The organism is Enterobacter quasihormaechei, assembly GCF_004331385.1.
Classification (GTDB): domain Bacteria; phylum Pseudomonadota; class Gammaproteobacteria; order Enterobacterales; family Enterobacteriaceae; genus Enterobacter; species Enterobacter quasihormaechei.
This window is the reverse complement of record NZ_SJON01000001.1, coordinates 171,944-190,844: the sequence shown is the minus strand read 5'-3', so window position 1 is coordinate 190,844 and position 18,901 is coordinate 171,944. Positions and strand designations below refer to the sequence as shown.

Sequence of the window (18,901 nt, the reverse complement as noted above, 5' to 3'; positions counted from 1 at the left end):
TCGCCTTACCGGGCCTACAAAAGCACGAATCGTAGGCCGGGCAAACGCAGTGCCGCCCGGCACAATCAGCGCACGTTTTTCAACGGCGTCACCACCAGCTGGTGGCTTGCGTTGTAGAACTTCCGATAGGTCAGGTAGCAGGCAATAATCGTCGACAGGCTCGCGGTGGAGAGCAGCATAAACGTCACCATTATCTGGTACTTAATCGCTTTAACCGGATCGATACCGGCAAAAATCAGCCCCGACATCATGCCCGGCAGACTGACCAGCCCCACGGTTTTTGCTGAATCCACCGTGGGGATCAGCGAAGAACGAATGCTGTCGCGAATCAACCGCGCCGAGGCCACCTTCGGCGTTGCCCCCAGGCTTAGCTTTTCCTGAAGCTGCTGCTGCTCGCTGCTGAAGCGTTGCCCCAGATTGTTGTAGCACAACCCTACCGCCACCATCGCGTTACCCGCAATCATCCCGGAAATGGGGATCACCTGCATCGGCGTAAACTCTATCGAGCCAGAGAGCACCAGCACCGCCAGCGTTAACGCGGTCCCGGTGGTAATCGCGATAAACGACGAGATGAACGCTTTATCGATGTATTTACTGCGCTTTTGGGCATTCCACGCCGCGTTGAAGCAGATAAACAGCACCATCAGCAGCGTCAGTACCGCATGGTTGACGTTGAAGATGTATTTCAGCACGTAGCCGACGATGATGAGCTGGATGACCGCGCGGGCGATACTCCACAGAATATCTTTCTCCAGCCCCAGCTTTTCCCGGTAGCTGACCACAATCGCCACCAGCACCAGTACCATCGACAGCGCCAGCGATTCGTTCGTTATATTATGTTCACCCACGGTTAGCCTCCTGCATTTTCCCGCCCTGCGGCCTGAGCGTGATGACATCATCCGCATGGCTAATTTCGTTTGAATCGTGCGTCACCCACAGCACGGCAATATCCTGTTCACGGGCGTAGCGATGAATAATCTCATTCACGTTGCGCTTGTTGGCGTCATCCAGCGCGCTGGTGATCTCGTCCAGCAGCAGCACCTTCGGCAGGAATTGCAGGTTACGGATCAGCGATACGCGCTGCTTTTCCCCGCCTGACAGGTCGGCGATCGATTTGGTCAGCGTCTCCGGCGAAAGGCCAAACCGGGCCAAATCGTCGGCAAACGTTTCAGGTTCAGGCGTTTGGTTGCGGATTTGCCAGGGGAACACCAGATTGTCGTACACCGTATCGCCAAACAGGGACGGCGTCTGCACGCAGTAGGACACCTGCTGGCGGTAGCGTTCCGGTGTAAGCGTGGCGATATCCTTCCCTTCAAACAGGATAGCTCCCTCCGTTGGGCTCAGTAACGAGGCCACGATTTTCAGAAGCGTGCTTTTGCCGCAGCCGGAGGGGCCGGTTATCAGCTTAAATTCGCCCGGTGAAAGGCAAAAATCGACGTGCTGAAGGATCGTGTTGTCACCCACGCGAAAGCCAACATCCCTGATATCCAGAAGATTTTTTTTATTATTCATTCCGATTCCATTTAACGCTTTTAAGAGAACAGCCTGTAGCATAATCCTTTCAGGTTCACAGTGCGAATAGCCTTAAGCTATGGCTAGTGTTAAACTTTTTGTTTGCTCATTGTCACCTCTATCACTACAGGTAGTAAGCCGCATGACACATATTTTTTATGAGTTTTCCTCCCTGAAGCCAGGCGTGCCTGATGTCGAAACATTAATGGAAGTCATCAATTCGTCGGAACTCACGCGTTTTGTTATGGGTGCAGAGGTTGTCGATTTTGTTAAGAAGGCACTCATCGTTAACACCACGATTGGCAGCTTTAAGAACTGCTATTTTGCTTTCGATGACGGGGCTTACTTTCTCGAATTTGACAGCAAGGGTAAATCCAGACGCTTTACCGAGGTGCCGGACTGGTTCGTTTCGCCTGCTGAATTTGCCCGCTCGCAATGGCTGATCAACCATGACCTGGCCGATGTGAAGGCGACGGCGTTTATTGACGTGCTGATGTCCTACCCGCTAAAAGAACGCCGGGCGCACTGCAATCTGCTGTTTGGTCTGGATCTGCATAAGGTCAATGTGGTTCCGGCGCCCGCCGCGCCTGTGGGAAAAATGGGCAATAAGAACGGAAAAACCACCAAGCCTCGCGTCACGGATCTCGGCTCTTTTGAGCTTTTTACCGCCTTCTTTGCGCGCATGAAAACCGCCGTCAACGCTAATGCATTCCCAACGCTACAGGTGCTGACCGGCCAGGAGAATCTTGCCAAAGCGCCGCACAGCCTAAAGCAAGGGATCAGAACCTGGTTTAAAGCGATCACCGGCGATCTGCCGCCGAACAACAAACGTGTCGGAGCGGGTAATGCAGTGCTGTTCTGCGCCCCGATCCGCGAACAGATCCAACAGATAGAGGCTATTGGCCTGGAAAAATACTATCAGGGCTTATCGAAAGCCATCGCTGACGCCGGGGATGGGTTTATCACCGACTTCAGCTACACCTGGTCAGAAGACTAAGCGTATGCGCCCTGCTCTCCTGGCGGGGCATTTTAATTTTACCAGTCCGGTTCCCACCTCTTTACAGGGGCGAAATCCCGCCCGTTAACCGATATACTAACGTTCAACAATTACGCAATTTTTCCCGCTACGGCATGCAAAACAGGAGGTTTTTATGCTCATCGTTGTCCCTGTCCTTATTTTCGTTGCGCTGGTTATCGTGGGCGCAGGCATCAAAATTGTCCCGCAGGGTTACCAGTGGACCGTCGAACGCTTCGGTCGCTACACCAATACCCTTCAGCCTGGTTTAAGCCTGATCGTCCCCTTCATGGACAGAATTGGGCGCAAGATCAACATGATGGAGCAGGTCCTGGATATCCCTTCCCAGGAAGTCATCTCGAAGGATAACGCCAACGTCACCATTGATGCGGTGTGCTTTATTCAGGTGATAGACGCGCCGAAAGCGGCCTATGAGGTGAGCAACCTGGAGCTGGCGATCGTCAACCTGACGATGACCAACATCCGTACCGTGCTGGGCTCGATGGAGCTGGATGAAATGCTCTCCCAGCGTGACAGCATCAATACCCGCCTGCTGCATATTGTGGATGAAGCTACCAATCCGTGGGGGATCAAGGTGACCCGCATTGAGATCCGCGACGTGCGCCCACCGGCAGAGCTGATCGCTTCCATGAACGCGCAGATGAAGGCCGAGCGTACCAAGCGTGCCTATATCCTTGAAGCCGAAGGGGTGCGCCAGGCCGAGATCCTGAAAGCGGAAGGGGAAAAACAGTCGCAGATCCTGAAAGCCGAGGGCGACCGTCAGTCTGCCTTCCTCCAGGCGGAAGCGCGTGAACGTTCGGCAGAGGCGGAAGCCCGCGCGACGCAAATGGTATCCGAGGCGATTGCCGCCGGGGATATCCAGGCCGTGAACTACTTCGTCGCGCAAAAATATACCGATGCGCTGAAGGAGATCGGCTCTGCAAACAACAGCAAAGTGGTGATGATGCCGCTGGATGCCAGCAGCCTGATGGGATCTATCGCCGGGATTGCCGAACTGATCAAAGACGGCGGAAACGAGCGTAAAAAATGATTGAACTCATCGTTGCACATCCACATGCGTTCTGGCTAAGCCTCGGCGGCCTGCTGCTGGCCGCCGAGATGCTGGGCGGCAACGGTTATCTGCTGTGGAGCGGCATTGCCGCGGTGATTACCGGGCTGGTCGTCTGGCTGCTGCCTGTCGGCTGGGAGTGGCAGGGCGCGCTGTTTGCCGTACTGACGCTGGTGGCCGCCTGGCTGTGGTGGCGCTGGCTGAACAAACGCGTTCAGGAGCAGAAGCCAGTCGATGCGCATCTCAACCAGCGTGGGCAGCAGATCGTGGGTAAACGTTTCACGCTTGATAACTCGCTGATCAACGGACGCGGCCATATGCGCGTGGGGGACAGTTCGTGGCCGGTCGTGGCCGATGATGACCTCAGCGCCGGAACGCGGGTTGAGGTCATTGCGGTGGAAGGTATTACCCTGCGGGTTAAAGCCTGTTAGGCGTGGGTTTTGCGGTGGCAGCAGCCGGAAAGATTGTCGATAATCGGGCAGTCGGCGCTGTCATCTCCCGGGCAGGATTCCGCCAGCTGTAACAGCTGCTCACGCATTGCCTGTAATTCGATAATATGGCGTTCGATCTCCGCCACTTTTTCCAGCGTACGTTTTTTCACGTCGGCACTGTGGCGCTTCGGATCGTTAAACAGGTTTACCAGCTCCCCGCACTCTTCCAGGTTGAATCCAACCTGTCTTGCCTGGCGCAGTAACGTCAGTTCATCAAGATGCAGTTGCGTATAGCTGCGGTAGCCGTTCTCACTGCGCAACGGTGGCGTCACCAGCCCTTTCTCTTCATAAAAGCGAATCGCTTTGCTGGTTAAGCCGGTTTTTTTCGCAACATCGCTGATATTCACATTTCCCCCTTGACCTTCCCCTTGATGGAAGGTTTAACCTTCATAACAGTTAGCGAAAAGCAGAGTGAAGGTCAACAATTGACCAGAACATTATACGGGAGTTTTGTTATGTCTCACACTATTGACCTGACGCTTGACGGCCTCTCCTGCGGCCACTGCGTCAAACGCGTTAAAGAAAGTCTGGAGCAGCGCCCTGACGTGGAAAGCGCTGAGGTGACTATCGATCATGCCGCCGTGACCGGCAGCGCCAGCGCCGACGCGCTGATTGATACTATCAAACAGGCCGGTTACGGGGCGGAGTTAAGCCACCCAAAGGCTAAACCGCTGGCAGAGTCATCATCCCCGTCGGAAGCACTGACAGCGGCCACTCCTGAGCTTCCGGTAGCGGATGACATTGATGACAGCCAACAGCTGCTGATCAACGGCATGAGCTGCGCCAGCTGCGTTTCACGGGTACAGAATGCCTTGCAGGCGGTCCCGGGCGTAGCGCAGGCACGGGTAAACCTGGCGGAGCGTACTGCGCTGGTGATGGGCAGCGCCTCCGCCGCAGATTTAGTACAGGCCGTCGAGAAAGCGGGCTACGGGGCGGAGGCCATCGAAGATGATGCCGAGCGCCGCGAGCGCCAGCAGGAAACGGCTATCGCCACCATGAAGCGCTTCCGCTGGCAGGCGATCGTCGCCCTGCTGGTTGGTATTCCGGTGATGGTGTGGGGCATGATGGGTGACAACATGATGGTCACCGCCGACAACCGTACCCTGTGGCTGGTGATTGGTGTCATTACCCTTGCGGTCATGGTGTTTGCAGGCGGGCATTTCTACACCAGCGCCTGGAAGAGCCTGAAAAACCGCACGGCGACGATGGACACGCTGGTCGCGCTCGGGACGGGAGCCGCGTGGCTCTATTCAATGAGCGTTAACGTCTGGCCGCAGTGGTTCCCCATGGAAGCTCGCCACCTCTACTATGAAGCGAGCGCGATGATTATTGGTCTGATTAACTTAGGCCACATGCTCGAAGCCCGCGCTCGCCAGCGCTCGTCGAAAGCGCTGGAAAGATTACTCGATTTAACCCCGCCGACGGCCCGCGTGGTGACGGACGACGGGGAGAAAAGCGTTCCGCTTTCGGAGGTGCAGCCGGGTATGACGCTGCGCCTGACCACCGGTGACCGCGTGCCCGTCGACGGTGAAATCACTCAGGGCGACGCCTGGCTTGATGAAGCCATGCTGACCGGTGAGCCGATCCCCCAGCAGAAATCCCAGGGCGATGCGGTGCATGCGGGTACGGTGGTGCAGGACGGAAGCGTGCTGTTCCGCGCCAGCGCCGTTGGCAGCCATACCACCCTGTCGCGCATCATCCGCATGGTCCGCCAGGCCCAGAGCAGCAAGCCGGAAATCGGCCAGCTTGCCGATAAAATTTCCGCTATTTTTGTCCCCGTGGTGGTCGGCATTGCCCTGTTCAGCGCGGCGATCTGGTATTTCTTCGGCCCGGCACCGCAGATTGTCTACACCCTGGTGATTGCCACCACGGTGCTGATCATCGCCTGCCCTTGTGCGCTTGGCCTGGCCACGCCGATGTCGATTATCTCCGGCGTCGGTCGCGCCGCCGAGTTTGGCGTGCTGGTCCGTGACGCCGACGCGCTACAGCGGGCAAGCACGCTGGACACCCTTGTCTTTGATAAAACCGGTACGCTCACCGAGGGCAAACCCCAGGTGGTGGCCGTCAATACCGCGGGCTGTACGGAAGCGGATGCCGTGCGCCTTGCCGCGGCGCTGGAACAAGGTTCCAGCCACCCGCTAGCGCGCGCCATCCTTGAGAAAGCCGGCGATGCCCGCCTGCCGCAGGTAAGCAACTTCCGCACCCTGCGCGGTTTAGGGGTCAGCGGGGAAGCCGAAGGGCATACGCTGCTGCTGGGTAACCAGGCACTGTTGAATGAAAACGGCGTTGATACGTCCGCGCTGGAAGCTGAGCTTAACGCGCAGGCTTCTCAGGGGGCGACACCGGTTCTGCTGGCGATGGATGGACAGGCGGCGGCGCTGCTGGCCGTGCGCGATCCGTTACGCCAGGACAGCGTGGATGCCCTACAGCGCCTGCACCGCGCGGGCTACCGCCTGGTGATGTTAACCGGTGATAATCCGACGACCGCTAACGCCATCGCCAGAGAAGCCGGGATTGATGAGGTGATTGCCGGCGTGCTGCCGGACGGCAAAGCGGACGCCATCAAGAACCTGCAAAGTCAGGGTCGCCAGGTGGCGATGGTGGGCGACGGTATCAACGACGCCCCGGCGCTGGCGCAGGCTGACGTAGGCATTGCGATGGGCGGCGGGAGCGATGTTGCCATTGAGACTGCGGCGATCACCCTGATGCGGCACAGCCTGATGGGCGTGGCGGACGCGCTGGCGATTTCGAAAGCTACGTTGCGCAACATGAAGCAGAACCTGCTGGGGGCATTCATCTACAACTCACTCGGCATTCCGGTTGCCGCCGGGATTTTGTGGCCGCTGACCGGCACTCTGCTGAACCCGGTGGTCGCGGGTGCGGCGATGGCGCTCTCGTCCATTACCGTGGTGAGCAACGCCAACCGCCTGCTGCGGTTTAAACCGAAGGATTGAACCTTGTTCTCGTACGCGCTAGCATGACCCTTTCCGATCATGGAGCGCGTATGAGTCTGTTTAGCCGTATAAAAGCATCGTTTCGCGCCCTCTTTCCCCGCCGTTATGCCTGGCCCGGCATGGATATTTCGCTTCCGGGCGGACGGCATCTGCACCTGGTGGGAAGCATCCATATGGGCACACAGGATATGTCACCCCTGCCCGCCGGCCTGATTAAACTGCTGAAGCGCGCCGACGCGCTGATCGTCGAGGCCGACATCTCCGGCCACGAGTCGCCGTTTGCCGGGCTGGAAAGCGACCTCCCGCTGGCGGAACGTCTGGACGATGCTCAGCTCGCGGAGCTGACGCGCATTGCCAACGAGACGGGCGTATCGCTATCCATGATTGATACCCTGCCGCTGTGGCAAATCGCGATGGTGTTACAGGCCACGCAGGCGCAGCGCCTGGGCCTGCGCGGCGATTACGGCATTGATTATCAGCTGCTGAATATGGCACGGGCGCGCACTATGCCCGTCATCGAACTGGAAGGGACGGACAGCCAGATAGCGCTCCTGCGTCAGCTGCCGGACGACGGACGTATGCTGCTGGAAGATACCCTGACCCACTGGCACACCAATGCGCGGCTTCTGCAAACCATGATTGGCTGGTGGCTGGACGCGCCGCCGGCAGACGGCAAGCTGGCGTTACCGTCGACGTTCAGTGAATCGTTGTATGATGTGCTGATGAACGCGCGTAACCAGGCGTGGCGGGAGACGCTGTATGCCCTGCCTGCCGGTCGTTATGTCGTCGCGGTGGGCGCGTTGCATTTGTACGGCGAAGGGAATTTGCCGTCGCTGCTGAAGTAAAAAAATGGCCAATATCGCTATTGGCCCGTCAAAGAGGAATTTCATCGTTTTTATTATACCGAAGTGACCTTCGGTTGAGCCGATTGTCGCTCAAAGTGACCATCACTGCCAATACTATTGCGCAAGATGGTGCTATTTTTTAGACAAACGTCAGGCGTATGCTGCTGTTATGAATCGTCTGTCGTAAGAAGGATAGCCATGACTCCCGCCGTTAAATTACTCGAAAAAAACAAAATTTCTTTCCGGATCCACACCTACGATCACGATCCGAACGAAACCAACTTTGGTGATGAAGTGGTGCGCAAGCTGGGGCTGAACGCGGACCAGGTCTACAAAACGCTGCTGGTCGCGGTGAATGGCGATATGAAGCACCTCGCCGTGGCGGTGACGCCCGTCGCCGGTCAGCTCGATTTGAAAAAAGTGGCCAAAGCGCTGGGGGCGAAAAAGGTCGATATGGCCGACCCGATGGTTGCGCAACGCACGACCGGATATCTTGTCGGCGGGATCAGCCCGCTCGGCCAGAAAAAGCGTCTGCCGACGCTGATCGATGCGCCTTCGCAGGAATTTGAGACGATCTACATTTCTGGCGGCAAGCGTGGGCTGGATATCGAACTGGCCGCGGGCGATCTGGCGAAAATGCTGGACGCGACGTTTGCGGATATTGCGCGCCGGGATTGAATAAAAAGCCGGGTAAGGCGTAGCCGCCACCCGGCAACAAAACCACTACTGCCAGCTCACCTCGCCCTTCGGCTCATACGCGTTCACGTCAATCGGTGAATTCTGCTGGATAAACTGCTTCAGCACCTCCGCATCAATAAAGCCGGTATTCACATAGCCCGGTTTGTTATCAATGTGCGGATAGCCGTCGCCGCCGGTGGCATTGAAGCTTAACGTTGCCAGGCGGTAGGTTTTCGCCGGATCAACAGGCTCACCCTTGATCTTGAGATCGTTGAGCTTGCCGTCCTTCGCCACGAAGCTGACGTTAGCAAACTGCGGATACGCCCCCGAGTCCGGCTTCATCTGCGCCACGGCCGTCAGGTAGTCAATCACCTCTTTCCCGCTCATGTCCGCATACACCACCACGTTGCCAAACGGCTGTACCTTCAGCACGTCTTTATAGGTGATGTTTCCGCCTTCGATGGAATCACGAATACCGCCGCCGCTCATCACGCCAAAATCCGCATTCGTGCGCGCCATCTGCGCGGCCAGCACCAGACGCCCCATGTTGGTCTGCACGAAGCGGACTTTGCTGCGGTCCCCTTCCAGACGACCGTTAAGCGTGCCAATCTTCACGTCCAGCTGCGCTTTCCCTTTGCTCTGGAACGGCGTCAGCAGGGAGAGCATCTGCTGGTTTTCAGCGATCTCTGGCGTGTAGAGTACGCGTTCGCTTTTGCCGTCCGGGTAGGTGACTTTCTTCTTCAGGTTCACCGGGATGAGCTGATAGTGCACCAGCTTCATCTCGCCGTTACGGAATTCAAAATCCGCGCGGCCAACGTATTTCCCCCACTCGTGGGCCTGCACGATCCAGATCCCGTTCTGACGGTCCGGCGCGCACGGCGTGCCCGGCACGTAGTCCACCTGCTTTTTGTTCTCCGACGCCATGCAGACCGGATCCTGCGAATGGCCGCCCACAATCATCGCCAGCGAGCCCGCTGGCAGGCTGCGCGCCATCTCTACGTCGCCCGGCGCGTTGGAGCCGTGCTGACCATTATCGTAATGCCCCATGTGGGTGGTCGCGATAATCACATCCGGCTTTTCATTCTGCTGCAACTCCTGGATCACCAGCTTCGCTTCGTCCGCCGGTTTACGGAATTCAATGTCGGTGAAATATTCAGGGTTGCCAATTTTGGCCGTATCGTCAGTGGTTAAGCCGATGACCGCGATCTTCAGATCCTGACGCTTAAACAGCGCCCACGGTTTAAACAGGCGCTCGCCGGTGCTTTTCTGATAAATATTGGCGGAAAGGAACGGGAATTTGGACCACTTCTCCTGCTGGCGCAGCACGCTCAGCGGATTATCAAACTCGTGGTTTCCGACCGCCATCGCGTCGTAGCCGATTAGATTCATGCCGCGAAAATCAGGCTCGGCATCCTGTAAATCCGATTCCGGTACGCCGGTATTAATATCCCCGCCCGACAGCAGCAGCACGCTGCCGCCCTGGGCCGCGACCTCTTTGCGAATGCCGTCCACCAGCGTTTTTTGCGCCGCCAGGCCATATTCACCATATTCGCTGCGCCAGAAATGGCCGTGATGATCGTTAGTATGGAGAATGGTAATTTTATAGGTTTTATCTTTCTCATACGCCTGCGCGGGCAGGCTTGTCAGCCCCCACGCGGCAATGAGCGCCAGCGCGACGCCACGCTTTATTAACTTCATCTTCTCTCTCCCTGACCCATAGACAAACGCAAAAATTACAGTGACTCACAAGAATAGACAAATAAGTTTTCAGATTTGCGACTTTCTTCAAATGTCACGGACGAGTATGTTAGTCGGATAATAATTACTCCCTGCATATCTAATAACAAATTGACGTGGTATTTATGGCAATCAGTGAATCAACCCAGCCTGTTCAGGGCGCTCCGGCGTCGCCGCCGAAATCGCGCACTTCCTTTAAAGTATTAGGCGCAATCAGTCTTTCTCACCTTCTCAACGACATGATCCAGTCGCTGATTCTGGCGATCTATCCGCTGTTGCAGTCCGAGTTCTCATTAACCTTCGTGCAGATCGGGATGATTACCCTGACCTTCCAGCTGGCCTCTTCACTGCTACAGCCGGTGGTGGGCTACTGGACGGACAAATACCCGATGCCATGGTCGCTGCCCATTGGCATGTGCTTCACCCTGAGCGGGCTGGTGCTGCTGGCGATGGCGGGCAGCTTTGAGGCGGTTTTGGTTGCCGCGGCGTTGGTGGGTACCGGTTCATCGGTATTCCATCCGGAATCGTCCCGCGTGGCGCGTATGGCCTCCGGCGGACGTCACGGGCTGGCGCAGTCTCTGTTCCAGGTGGGGGGCAACTTTGGTAGCTCCCTTGGTCCCCTGCTGGCGGCGGTAATCATTGCGCCCTATGGTAAAGGCAACGTGGCGTGGTTTGTGCTGGCCGCGCTGCTGGCGATTGTCGTGCTGGCGCAAATCAGCCGCTGGTATGCCGCGCAGCATCGCGTAAATAAGGGTAAGCCTGTTGCGAAGGTTATTAACCCCCTTCCCCGCAACAAGGTGATCCTGGCCGTCAGCGTGCTGCTGGTGCTGATTTTCTCGAAATATTTCTATATGGCGAGCATCAGCAGCTATTACACCTTCTATCTGATGCAAAAATTCGGATTATCGGTACAAAACGCCCAGTTTCACCTCTTCGCCTTCCTGTTTGCGGTGGCGGCAGGCACGGTGATTGGCGGGCCTGTTGGCGATAAAATTGGGCGTAAATATGTGATTTGGGGCTCTATCCTCGGGGTCGCACCGTTTACCCTTCTTTTACCGTACGCAAGTCTGGAGTGGACCGGGATTTTGACGGTGATTATTGGTTTTATTCTCGCATCGGCATTCTCAGCCATCCTGGTCTATGCGCAGGAGTTGCTGCCGGGACGTATCGGTATGGTTTCCGGCCTCTTTTTCGGTTTTGCCTTTGGCATGGGCGGCCTTGGCGCAGCCGTGTTAGGGATGGTTGCAGACCACACCAGCATCTTCCTGGTTTATAAAATCTGCGCTTTCCTGCCACTTCTGGGGATGTTGACCATATTCCTGCCTGACAACCGCCATAAAGCGTAATTTCTCGGCTGCCAAAGTTAAACTTTGGCAGCCGGATAACCTGATGCCATAAGGCTTTCCTCTGACTCCTCTCCGCAAACTTAGTAAAACCTGCCCTTTTTCACGCTTATTGCCTTTTTATTCCTGTTTCAACAATTATTCATAAACATAAGGGTAAAAATTGTCATAAACTATTAATCGGCTTTTTGGTATTTGCACCAAAAATGGATCACCCATCGCGAAAGGAGACGGAATGCACCACGCCACACCGCTTATCACCACCATTGTTGGTGGACTTGTGCTCGCTTTTATCCTCGGCATGATTGCCAACAAACTGCGTATTTCGCCCCTGGTAGGCTATTTGTTAGCGGGCGTGCTGGCAGGACCGTTTACGCCTGGTTTTGTCGCAGATACTAAACTTGCACCGGAGCTGGCGGAACTGGGCGTTATCCTGCTGATGTTTGGCGTCGGTCTGCATTTTTCGCTGAAGGATCTGATGGCGGTAAAGTCGATCGCCATACCGGGAGCGATCGCCCAGATAGGGGTGGCGACGCTGCTGGGCATGGCGCTTTCGGCGGTGCTGGGCTGGTCAATCATGACCGGCATCGTATTTGGGCTGTGTCTTTCAACCGCCAGTACCGTGGTGCTGCTGCGCGCGCTTGAAGAGAGACAGCTGATAGACAGCCAGCGCGGGCAAATCGCGATCGGCTGGCTGATTGTAGAAGATCTGGTGATGGTGTTGACGCTGGTGCTGCTGCCCGCCGTCGCCGGGATGATGGAAAAAGAGAATATCGGCTTCGCCTCGCTGGCGCTGGATATGAGCATCACCATCGGTAAGGTAGTGGCCTTTATCGCCATCATGATGCTGGTGGGCCGTCGTCTGGTGCCGTGGATCATGTCCCGCAGCGCCGCTACCGGCTCACGTGAACTGTTTACGCTTTCGGTCCTTGCGCTGGCGCTGGGCATTGCCTTTGGCGCCGTCGAATTGTTCGACGTCTCCTTTGCGCTGGGCGCGTTCTTCGCCGGGATGGTGCTGAATGAGTCCGAACTGAGCCACCGTGCCGCGCACGATACCCTGCCGCTACGCGATGCGTTCGCGGTGCTGTTCTTTGTCTCCGTCGGGATGCTGTTCGACCCGATGGTCCTGATTCATCAGCCGCTGGCCGTGCTGGGCACGCTGGCAATCATCATCTTCGGTAAGTCGCTGGCGGCCTTCTTCCTGGTGCGGATGTTCGGCCACTCGCCGCGCACGGCGCTGACCATCGCCGCCAGCCTGGCGCAGATTGGTGAGTTTGCCTTTATTCTGGCCGGTCTGGGCATGGCCCTGAACCTGCTGCCGCAGGCGGGGCAAAATCTGGTGCTGGCGGGGGCGATCCTCTCCATCATGCTGAATCCGGTATTGTTTGCCCTGCTGGAAAAATACCTCGAGAAGACCGAAACCCTCGAAGAGCAGACGCTGGAAGAGGCAACGGAAGATGAGAAGCAGATCCCGGTGGATATCTGCAACCACGCGCTGCTGGTCGGCTTTGGCCGCGTCGGCAGTCTGCTTGGCGAGAAGCTGATGGCGCAGGGCATTCCGCTGGTGGTGATTGAGACGTCACGCACGCGCGTGGATGAGCTTCGCGAGCGCGGCATTCGTGCGGTGCTGGGCAACGCGGCTAACGAAGAGATTATGGAGCTTGCGCATCTGGACTGCGCCCGCTGGCTGCTGCTGACGATCCCGAACGGGTACGAGGCCGGTGAGATCGTGGCGTCCGCGCGCGAGAAGTGCCCGGGTATTGAGATCATTGCCCGAGCGCACTATGACGACGAGGTGGACTACATCACCGAGCGCGGCGCGAATCAGGTGGTGATGGGCGAGCGTGAGATTGCGAACACGATGCTGACGCTGCTGACGAAGCCGCCGGTTGAAGAGGCGGTGACGGGGTAAAAAAAGCCTGCTGGCGCTACGCTTAGCAGGCCTACAAGCAGCCCCGGTAAGCGTAGCGCCACCGGGGTTTTCTTTTAACAATCAACGATCCCAGTACGCCTCTTCGAGGCTGTCTTCCCGTTCCGGCAGTCCTCGCGTTAAGCGCGGCGAATGCTGGTTCAGCACCTGATAGCTCACGCGGTTCGCGTACTTGCACACCTGCGCCAGCGAGGAGTAGGTCAGCCAGGTGAACCTGTGTTTGCTGGAGTTCGGCACGTTGGTTTTGTGGTAGGCGTTAGCGGTGATGTCGTGCAATAGAGCGGCCAGCGCGCCGTCGCCCGCGCCGTTGGTGTTCATGATCTTCTCGGGACCGCCCATATACGGTGCGATGTGGGAGAAGATGCGCAGCGGGTTTACGCAGTCTTTATGACGCATGGCGCGGCTGAATTCGTACTGGTTAAATTCGGCAATCGCCCCCGGCAGCAGCGGGTGCTGGGTTTTACGCTTGCTCTCTTCTTCCGTGAATCCCGCCATGTACAGCCCAACCGGACCGGCGGTGCAGAGCACCAGATCCACCCAGTCCAGCGCTTTATCGGACGCCAGCAGCGGATCGCTTTCGCCGGTCAGCGCTTCGGCCTCTTCTTCGTTCATCGCCAGAATAGAGACGTGCTCCTTCAGGAAGGCCTGCCACCACGCCGGGTTGTCGGCAATCACGAATTTGGTGCCCAGCGTCAGAACCACCGGCACGTTGTATTTCTTCGCGTACTCGATCGCCTTCATGGTCGCTTCAGGCATCGGCTCGCCCGGCTTGCAGCGCACCAGGTAGGAGGTCAGCACCAGTGCAGACGCGCCCGCGATCACCTCTTCCGGGATACTTTCGGCGCGCAGCTTGTTCATATGGCCTGGGCTGATGGCGAAGGTCCGTTCGCCGGAATCGCTAATCAGCGTAAAGCAGCGGCCAATCGGCCCGTCAACGCCCTGTAAATAGTTCAGATCGGTGCGGCTGGAGGTATTGCACAGGTAGCGGTAGGCATAGCCACCGATTTCGATATTGCTGCACATCACGCCAAGCAGGACCGAGCGGTCATCTGCCAGCACGGAGTAGTTGTGCATGGTGTTACCGATGGTGCCGCCAGCAAACTGGTGGGTGATGAGATTGTCGCGCTTCAGCTCCTGATACAGCGCTTCGGCAACGTCATCCTCAATCACCAGCGAGTGCCCGGCGCTCAGACCATAACGTGCGACAAACGCGTCATCCACTTTGGCTTCAATATCCACCAGCGTCTGATCGATACCCACCACCCAGGCTGCGCTGGTTTCGCTTTCCGGCTGGATTTGCTGTAGCAGCGGATCGCGGGCATCGACGGGGAAATAGTGTTTGGACTTACGTTTACCGGGAAATTTCATGGTCTGAACTGTGCAAAGAATACGGGCCGGGAATGGTAGCACAAACCCGGCCCGTAACGCGATCAGCGGCGAGTGGTGACCAGCGACACCATCATGTCGATGTGTTCAGGGGAGTCGTTAAGCGCCGGAATGTATTCGTATTTCGTTCCGCCCGCCTCCATGAAGAACTCTTTGTTCTGGACGGCAATCTCTTCCAGCGTTTCCAGACAGTCCGCCGAGAAGCCCGGCGACATCACCTGAATATGCTTCACGCCCTTCTCGCCCAGCATTTTAAGCGTTTCATCGGTATACGGCGTGAGCCACGGCTCGCGGCCAAAGCGCGACTGGAAGGTCATCATCACCTTCTCCGGCGGCAGGCCGAGCGCAGAGACCAGCTCGCGGGTCGTATCGCGGCAGCGCTGGGGGTAATCATCCCCTTCGTTGGCGAAACGCTGCGGAATACCGTGATAGGAAAGCAACAGCAGATCCGGCTCGCCATGTTTTTCAAACGACGCGCGCACGCTGCTGGCGAGCGCCTGAATGTACAGCTCGTTATCGGCGTAGTCGCGGATAAAGGTAATACCGGGAATACGGCGGCGGGTCGCCAGAATGCGCGCCAGCTCGTCCCAGACGGCAGCCACCGTGGAGCACGAATACTGCGGGTAAAGGGCGAGCACCACGATGTGCTCAACGCCCTGCGCCAGCAGAGAATCGACGGCGCTGGCCAGCGAAGGCTTACCGTAGCTCATGCCGAGCGCAACGGGCATGTCCGGCAGACGGGCGGCCAGCGCTTTTTCCTGACGACGGCTGTAAACCATCAGCGGCGAGCCCTCTTCCATCCACACGGACTGATAGAGCTTTGCCACACGCGGAGAACGAATCGGCAGAATAACGCCACGCAGCAGTGGCCACCACAGCAGTCTTGGGGTATCCACGACGCGCGTGTCGCTTAAAAATTGTCGCAGGTAGCGTTTTACCGCCGCTGGAGTAGGTGCTTCTGGGGTGCCCAGATTGGCAAGCAGGATGCCGGTTTTCGCCTGACTCATTCACGCCTCTTAACCATTTGATAGGTTGTCAATTGTAGCGGAAATGCGTTTAAACGAAACCCATTGCTGTAATAGGTAAGATGAGAATTTTTCTCACCCGGAATTCCGGGTGAGAGAGGTGCGGTTAGCCGAGGATTTTTTCCAGCTCTGCACGTACGTCAGCCACGGCTTTGGTGCCGTCAACTTTTGCGTATTTGGTGTTACCCGCCTGCGCTTCTTTGGTGTAGTAGCCGATCAGCGGCGCGGTCATCTGATGGTATTCCACCAGGCGCTTACGCACGGTCTCTTCCTGATCGTCTTTACGGGTGGTCAGCTCTTCGCCGGTCACGTCGTCTTTACCTTCAACCTTAGGCGGGTTGAATTTGATGTGGTAAACGCGACCAGAGGCAGCGTGTACGCGACGGCCAACGATACGGTCAACGATCAGCTCGTCCGGCACGTCGAACTCCAGCACGTAGTCCACGTTGATGCCCGCTTCTTTCATGGCGTCAGCCTGAGGAATGGTGCGCGGGAAGCCGTCCAGCAGGAAACCGTTGCGGCAGTCTTCCTGAGCAATGCGCTCTTTGACCAGCGCGATAACCAACTCGTCGGTCACCAGCTTGCCTGCATCCATGATGTCTTTAGCTTGTTTGCCCAGTTCGGAGCCAGATTTAACAGCGGCACGCAGCATGTCACCGGTAGAGATTTGCGGAATACCGTATTTCTCCATGATGAACTGAGCCTGAGTTCCCTTACCCGCGCCCGGAGCGCCAAGCAGAATAATACGCATTGCGAAAATCCCCTCAAATGTCGATTCAATTTTTCAAAAGCGCTAAACAATACCACCAGAACGGGTATCGCTCAAGGAAGGCGGGGAGGCTGAAACGGTTAATGAGGGGAGATAATTTGGGAGAGTGCGGTCTGGTGCCCTCACCCCGGCCCTCTCCCACGGGGAGAGGGAGAAGACCAGGGGAGACGTGGTCAGTTACGCCAGCAGCAGCGCATTCACACGTTTAATGAACAGGTTAGGATCTTCCAGGGTGCCGCGCTCGGCCAGCAGGGACTGATCCAGCAGCAGCTCAACCCACTCGGCGAAGCGGGCTTCGTCCTGAGTATCCGCCGCGCGTTTCACCAGCGGGTGATCCGGATTAAGCTCAAAGATATATTTCACTTCCGGCACGGCCTGGCCCGCCGCAGCGAACAGTTTCGCCATCTGAGTGCTCATTTCGTCGGCATTGGTGGTGACAATCGCCGGGGTGTCGGTCAGACGGTGCGTGAAGCGCACCTCTTTCACGCGGTCACCCAGCAGGGTTTTCACGCGCTCAACGAACGGCTCCAGCGCCTTCTCGGCTTCTTTCGCGCTTTCGTCCACTTCATCCGCCAGCTTGTCGATGGACTCGTCAGCTTTGGCAACGGACTGGAACGCCTTACCGTCGAACTCGGTCAGGTAGTTCATCATCCACTCGTCGATGCGGTCAGACAGCAGCAGCACTTCGATGCCTTTCTTACGCAGCAGCTCCAGGTGCGGACTGCTCTTCGCTGCCGCATAGCTGTCGGCGGTGATGTAGTAGATCTTCTCCTGCCCTTCCTTCATGCGGGAGACGTACTCTTCCAGCGACACGGTCTGTGCGGAGGAGTCGGTGTGCGTAGAGGCGAAGCGCAGCAGCTTAGCGATAGCTTCCACGTTCGCGGTGTCTTCCGCCGGACCTTCTTTCAGCACTAGGCCGAACTGTTTCCAGAAGGTCTGGTATTTTTCCGCGTCGTCTTTCGCCAGTTTTTCCAGCATCTGCAACGCACGTTTGGTCAGGGCGTTACGCAGATTACGGGTGACGGTGCTGTCCTGGAGAATTTCTCGGGAGACGTTCAGCGGCAGATCGTTGGAGTCTATCAGGCCACGAACAAAGCGCAGATAGTTCGGCATGAACTGCTCGGCGTCGTCCATAATGAAGACGCGCTGCACGTACAGCTTCAGGCCGTGCTTGTGGTCGCGGTTCCACATGTCCCACGGTGCCTGTGCCGGAATGTACAGCAGGCTGGTGTACTCCTGCTTCCCTTCCACGCGGTTGTGGCTCCAGGTCAGCGGGTCGGTAAAGTCGTGGGCGATGTGCTTATAAAACTCGTTGTACTCGTCGTCTTTGATTTCAGCCTTGTTACGCGTCCACAGCGCCTGCGCCTTGTTGATTTTCTCCCAGGAAACCACGGTTTCACCGTCTTTCTCTTCCTGTTTTTCAATCTCTACCGGCAGCGCGATGTGGTCGGAATATTTGCTGATAATGGAGCGTACGCGCCAGTCGTTCAGGAAATCATCTTCGCCTTCGCGCAGGTGGAGGGTGATTTCGGTGCCGCGATCCGCTTTGGTGATGTCATCAACGGTGTATTCGCCTTCCCCTTTGGATTCCCACAGCACGCCGTTCTCGGCGCTGTCGCCCGCCGCGCGGGTGCGCACGGTGACTTTGTCCGCCACGATGAACGCCGAGTAGAAGCCCACGCCGAACTGACCGATCAGCTGGCTGTCTTTCGCCTGGTCAGAGCCCATGGACTCCAGGAACGCTTTGGTGCCGGATTTAGCGATGGTGCCAAGGTGGTCGATCACCTCGTCGCGGTTCATCCCGATGCCGTTATCGGCAATCGTCAGGGTGCGGTTCTCTTTATTGAAAGAGACGCGCACGCGCAGCTCGCCGTCGCCTTCATACAGATCCGGGTTGGACAGCGCACGGAAGCGCAGCTTGTCCGCCGCATCGGAGGCGTTGGAAATCAGCTCACGCAGGAAAATTTCTTTGTTGGAATACAGGGAATGGATCATCAGGTGCAGAAGCTGTTTCACTTCTGACTGGAAACCACGGGTTTCTTGTCCTTTCATCTAAGTCGACCTCAACAATGCCATTTAATGGGGTTGTAAAACGTTGAGTGAGAGATGGGGATAAGGGGGGAAATTTTCAAGCGGAGGCCGCGCAC

16 protein-coding genes are annotated in these 18,901 nt (G+C 57.1%); 8 read left to right on the top strand and 8 right to left on the bottom strand.

Annotated elements, in window-relative coordinates:
• Positions 1 to 65: 65 nt before the first annotated feature.
• Together fetB and fetA are read right to left on the bottom strand one after the other, a co-directional pair.
• Complete coding sequence (gene fetB, locus E0L16_RS00900; protein WP_131636100.1) at positions 66 to 848, bottom strand: iron efflux ABC transporter permease subunit FetB; 783 nt, start codon at positions 846 to 848, stop codon at positions 66 to 68.
• On the bottom strand, positions 841 to 1,512 hold the full coding sequence (gene fetA / locus E0L16_RS00895; RefSeq protein WP_131636099.1) for an iron efflux ABC transporter ATP-binding subunit FetA: 672 nt from the start codon (positions 1,510 to 1,512) through the stop codon (positions 841 to 843). The genes fetB and fetA overlap by 8 nt, the downstream gene beginning before the upstream one ends.
• A gap of 142 nt (positions 1,513 to 1,654) precedes the next feature.
• On the opposite strand from fetA, the gene E0L16_RS00890 reads away from it, so the two are divergent.
• From E0L16_RS00890 to E0L16_RS00880, 3 genes are all read left to right on the top strand, one after another.
• On the top strand, positions 1,655 to 2,509 hold the full coding sequence (locus E0L16_RS00890) for a hypothetical protein (RefSeq protein ID WP_063451646.1): 855 nt from the start codon (positions 1,655 to 1,657) through the stop codon (positions 2,507 to 2,509).
• 154 nt (positions 2,510 to 2,663) lie between these two features.
• On the top strand, positions 2,664 to 3,578 hold the full coding sequence (locus tag E0L16_RS00885; RefSeq protein ID WP_063451647.1) for an SPFH domain-containing protein: 915 nt from the start codon (positions 2,664 to 2,666) through the stop codon (positions 3,576 to 3,578).
• Complete coding sequence (locus E0L16_RS00880; protein WP_131636098.1) at positions 3,575 to 4,027, top strand: NfeD family protein; 453 nt, start codon at positions 3,575 to 3,577, stop codon at positions 4,025 to 4,027. Before E0L16_RS00885 ends, E0L16_RS00880 begins: the two co-directional genes overlap by 4 nt.
• Here E0L16_RS00880 and cueR read toward each other — a convergent pair.
• Complete coding sequence (gene cueR / locus E0L16_RS00875; protein ID WP_063869000.1) at positions 4,024 to 4,434, bottom strand: Cu(I)-responsive transcriptional regulator; 411 nt, start codon at positions 4,432 to 4,434, stop codon at positions 4,024 to 4,026. The genes E0L16_RS00880 and cueR overlap by 4 nt on opposite strands.
• A 108-nt stretch (positions 4,435 to 4,542) precedes the next feature.
• Between cueR and copA the strand changes: the two genes are divergently transcribed.
• The 3 genes from copA to ybaK all read left to right on the top strand — a co-directional run bounded on the left by copA (position 4,543) and on the right by ybaK (position 8,564).
• Entirely contained in the window at positions 4,543 to 7,041 is a 2,499-nt protein-coding gene (gene copA / locus E0L16_RS00870) for a copper-exporting P-type ATPase CopA (protein ID WP_112791915.1), read from the top strand.
• Between the two features lie 50 nt (positions 7,042 to 7,091).
• Positions 7,092 to 7,886 carry a TraB/GumN family protein gene (locus E0L16_RS00865; protein WP_102749828.1) on the top strand — a complete coding sequence of 265 codons (795 nt, stop codon included), beginning with the start codon at positions 7,092 to 7,094 and terminating at the stop codon, positions 7,884 to 7,886.
• Between the two features lie 198 nt (positions 7,887 to 8,084).
• Positions 8,085 to 8,564, top strand: a complete 480-nt coding sequence (gene ybaK, locus E0L16_RS00860; RefSeq protein ID WP_063451652.1) for a Cys-tRNA(Pro)/Cys-tRNA(Cys) deacylase YbaK — start codon at positions 8,085 to 8,087, stop codon at positions 8,562 to 8,564.
• A 45-nt stretch (positions 8,565 to 8,609) separates the two neighbouring features.
• On the opposite strand, the gene ushA is transcribed toward ybaK, so the two are convergent.
• Complete coding sequence (ushA, locus tag E0L16_RS00855; RefSeq protein ID WP_131636097.1) at positions 8,610 to 10,262, bottom strand: bifunctional UDP-sugar hydrolase/5'-nucleotidase UshA; 1,653 nt, start codon at positions 10,260 to 10,262, stop codon at positions 8,610 to 8,612.
• Between the two features lie 164 nt (positions 10,263 to 10,426).
• Between ushA and E0L16_RS00850 the strand changes: the two genes are divergently transcribed.
• Together E0L16_RS00850 and ybaL are read left to right on the top strand one after the other, a co-directional pair.
• The gene (locus E0L16_RS00850) at positions 10,427 to 11,647 is read left to right on the top strand and encodes an MFS transporter (RefSeq protein ID WP_063451654.1); all 1,221 of its coding nucleotides are present in this window, start codon (positions 10,427 to 10,429) and stop codon (positions 11,645 to 11,647) included.
• A 232-nt stretch (positions 11,648 to 11,879) separates the two neighbouring features.
• Complete coding sequence (gene ybaL / locus E0L16_RS00845; RefSeq protein ID WP_112791913.1) at positions 11,880 to 13,556, top strand: YbaL family putative K(+) efflux transporter; 1,677 nt, start codon at positions 11,880 to 11,882, stop codon at positions 13,554 to 13,556.
• A gap of 81 nt (positions 13,557 to 13,637) precedes the next feature.
• Here ybaL and E0L16_RS00840 read toward each other — a convergent pair whose 3' ends face one another.
• The 4 genes from E0L16_RS00840 to htpG all read right to left on the bottom strand — a co-directional run bounded on the left by E0L16_RS00840 (position 13,638) and on the right by htpG (position 18,806).
• Positions 13,638 to 14,942, bottom strand: a complete 1,305-nt coding sequence (locus E0L16_RS00840) for an inosine/guanosine kinase (protein ID WP_131636096.1) — start codon at positions 14,940 to 14,942, stop codon at positions 13,638 to 13,640.
• A 62-nt stretch (positions 14,943 to 15,004) separates the two neighbouring features.
• Positions 15,005 to 15,967: a ferrochelatase gene (gene hemH / locus E0L16_RS00835; RefSeq protein WP_063451657.1), complete on the bottom strand. Its 963-nt coding sequence runs from the start codon at positions 15,965 to 15,967 to the stop codon at positions 15,005 to 15,007.
• A gap of 124 nt (positions 15,968 to 16,091) precedes the next feature.
• Positions 16,092 to 16,736, bottom strand: coding sequence for an adenylate kinase (gene adk, locus E0L16_RS00830; protein ID WP_006809841.1), 645 nt, complete (start codon positions 16,734 to 16,736; stop codon positions 16,092 to 16,094).
• A 195-nt stretch (positions 16,737 to 16,931) separates the two neighbouring features.
• Positions 16,932 to 18,806, bottom strand: coding sequence for a molecular chaperone HtpG (gene htpG, locus E0L16_RS00825; protein WP_131636095.1), 1,875 nt, complete (start codon positions 18,804 to 18,806; stop codon positions 16,932 to 16,934).
• Positions 18,807 to 18,901: the final 95 nt, after the last annotated feature.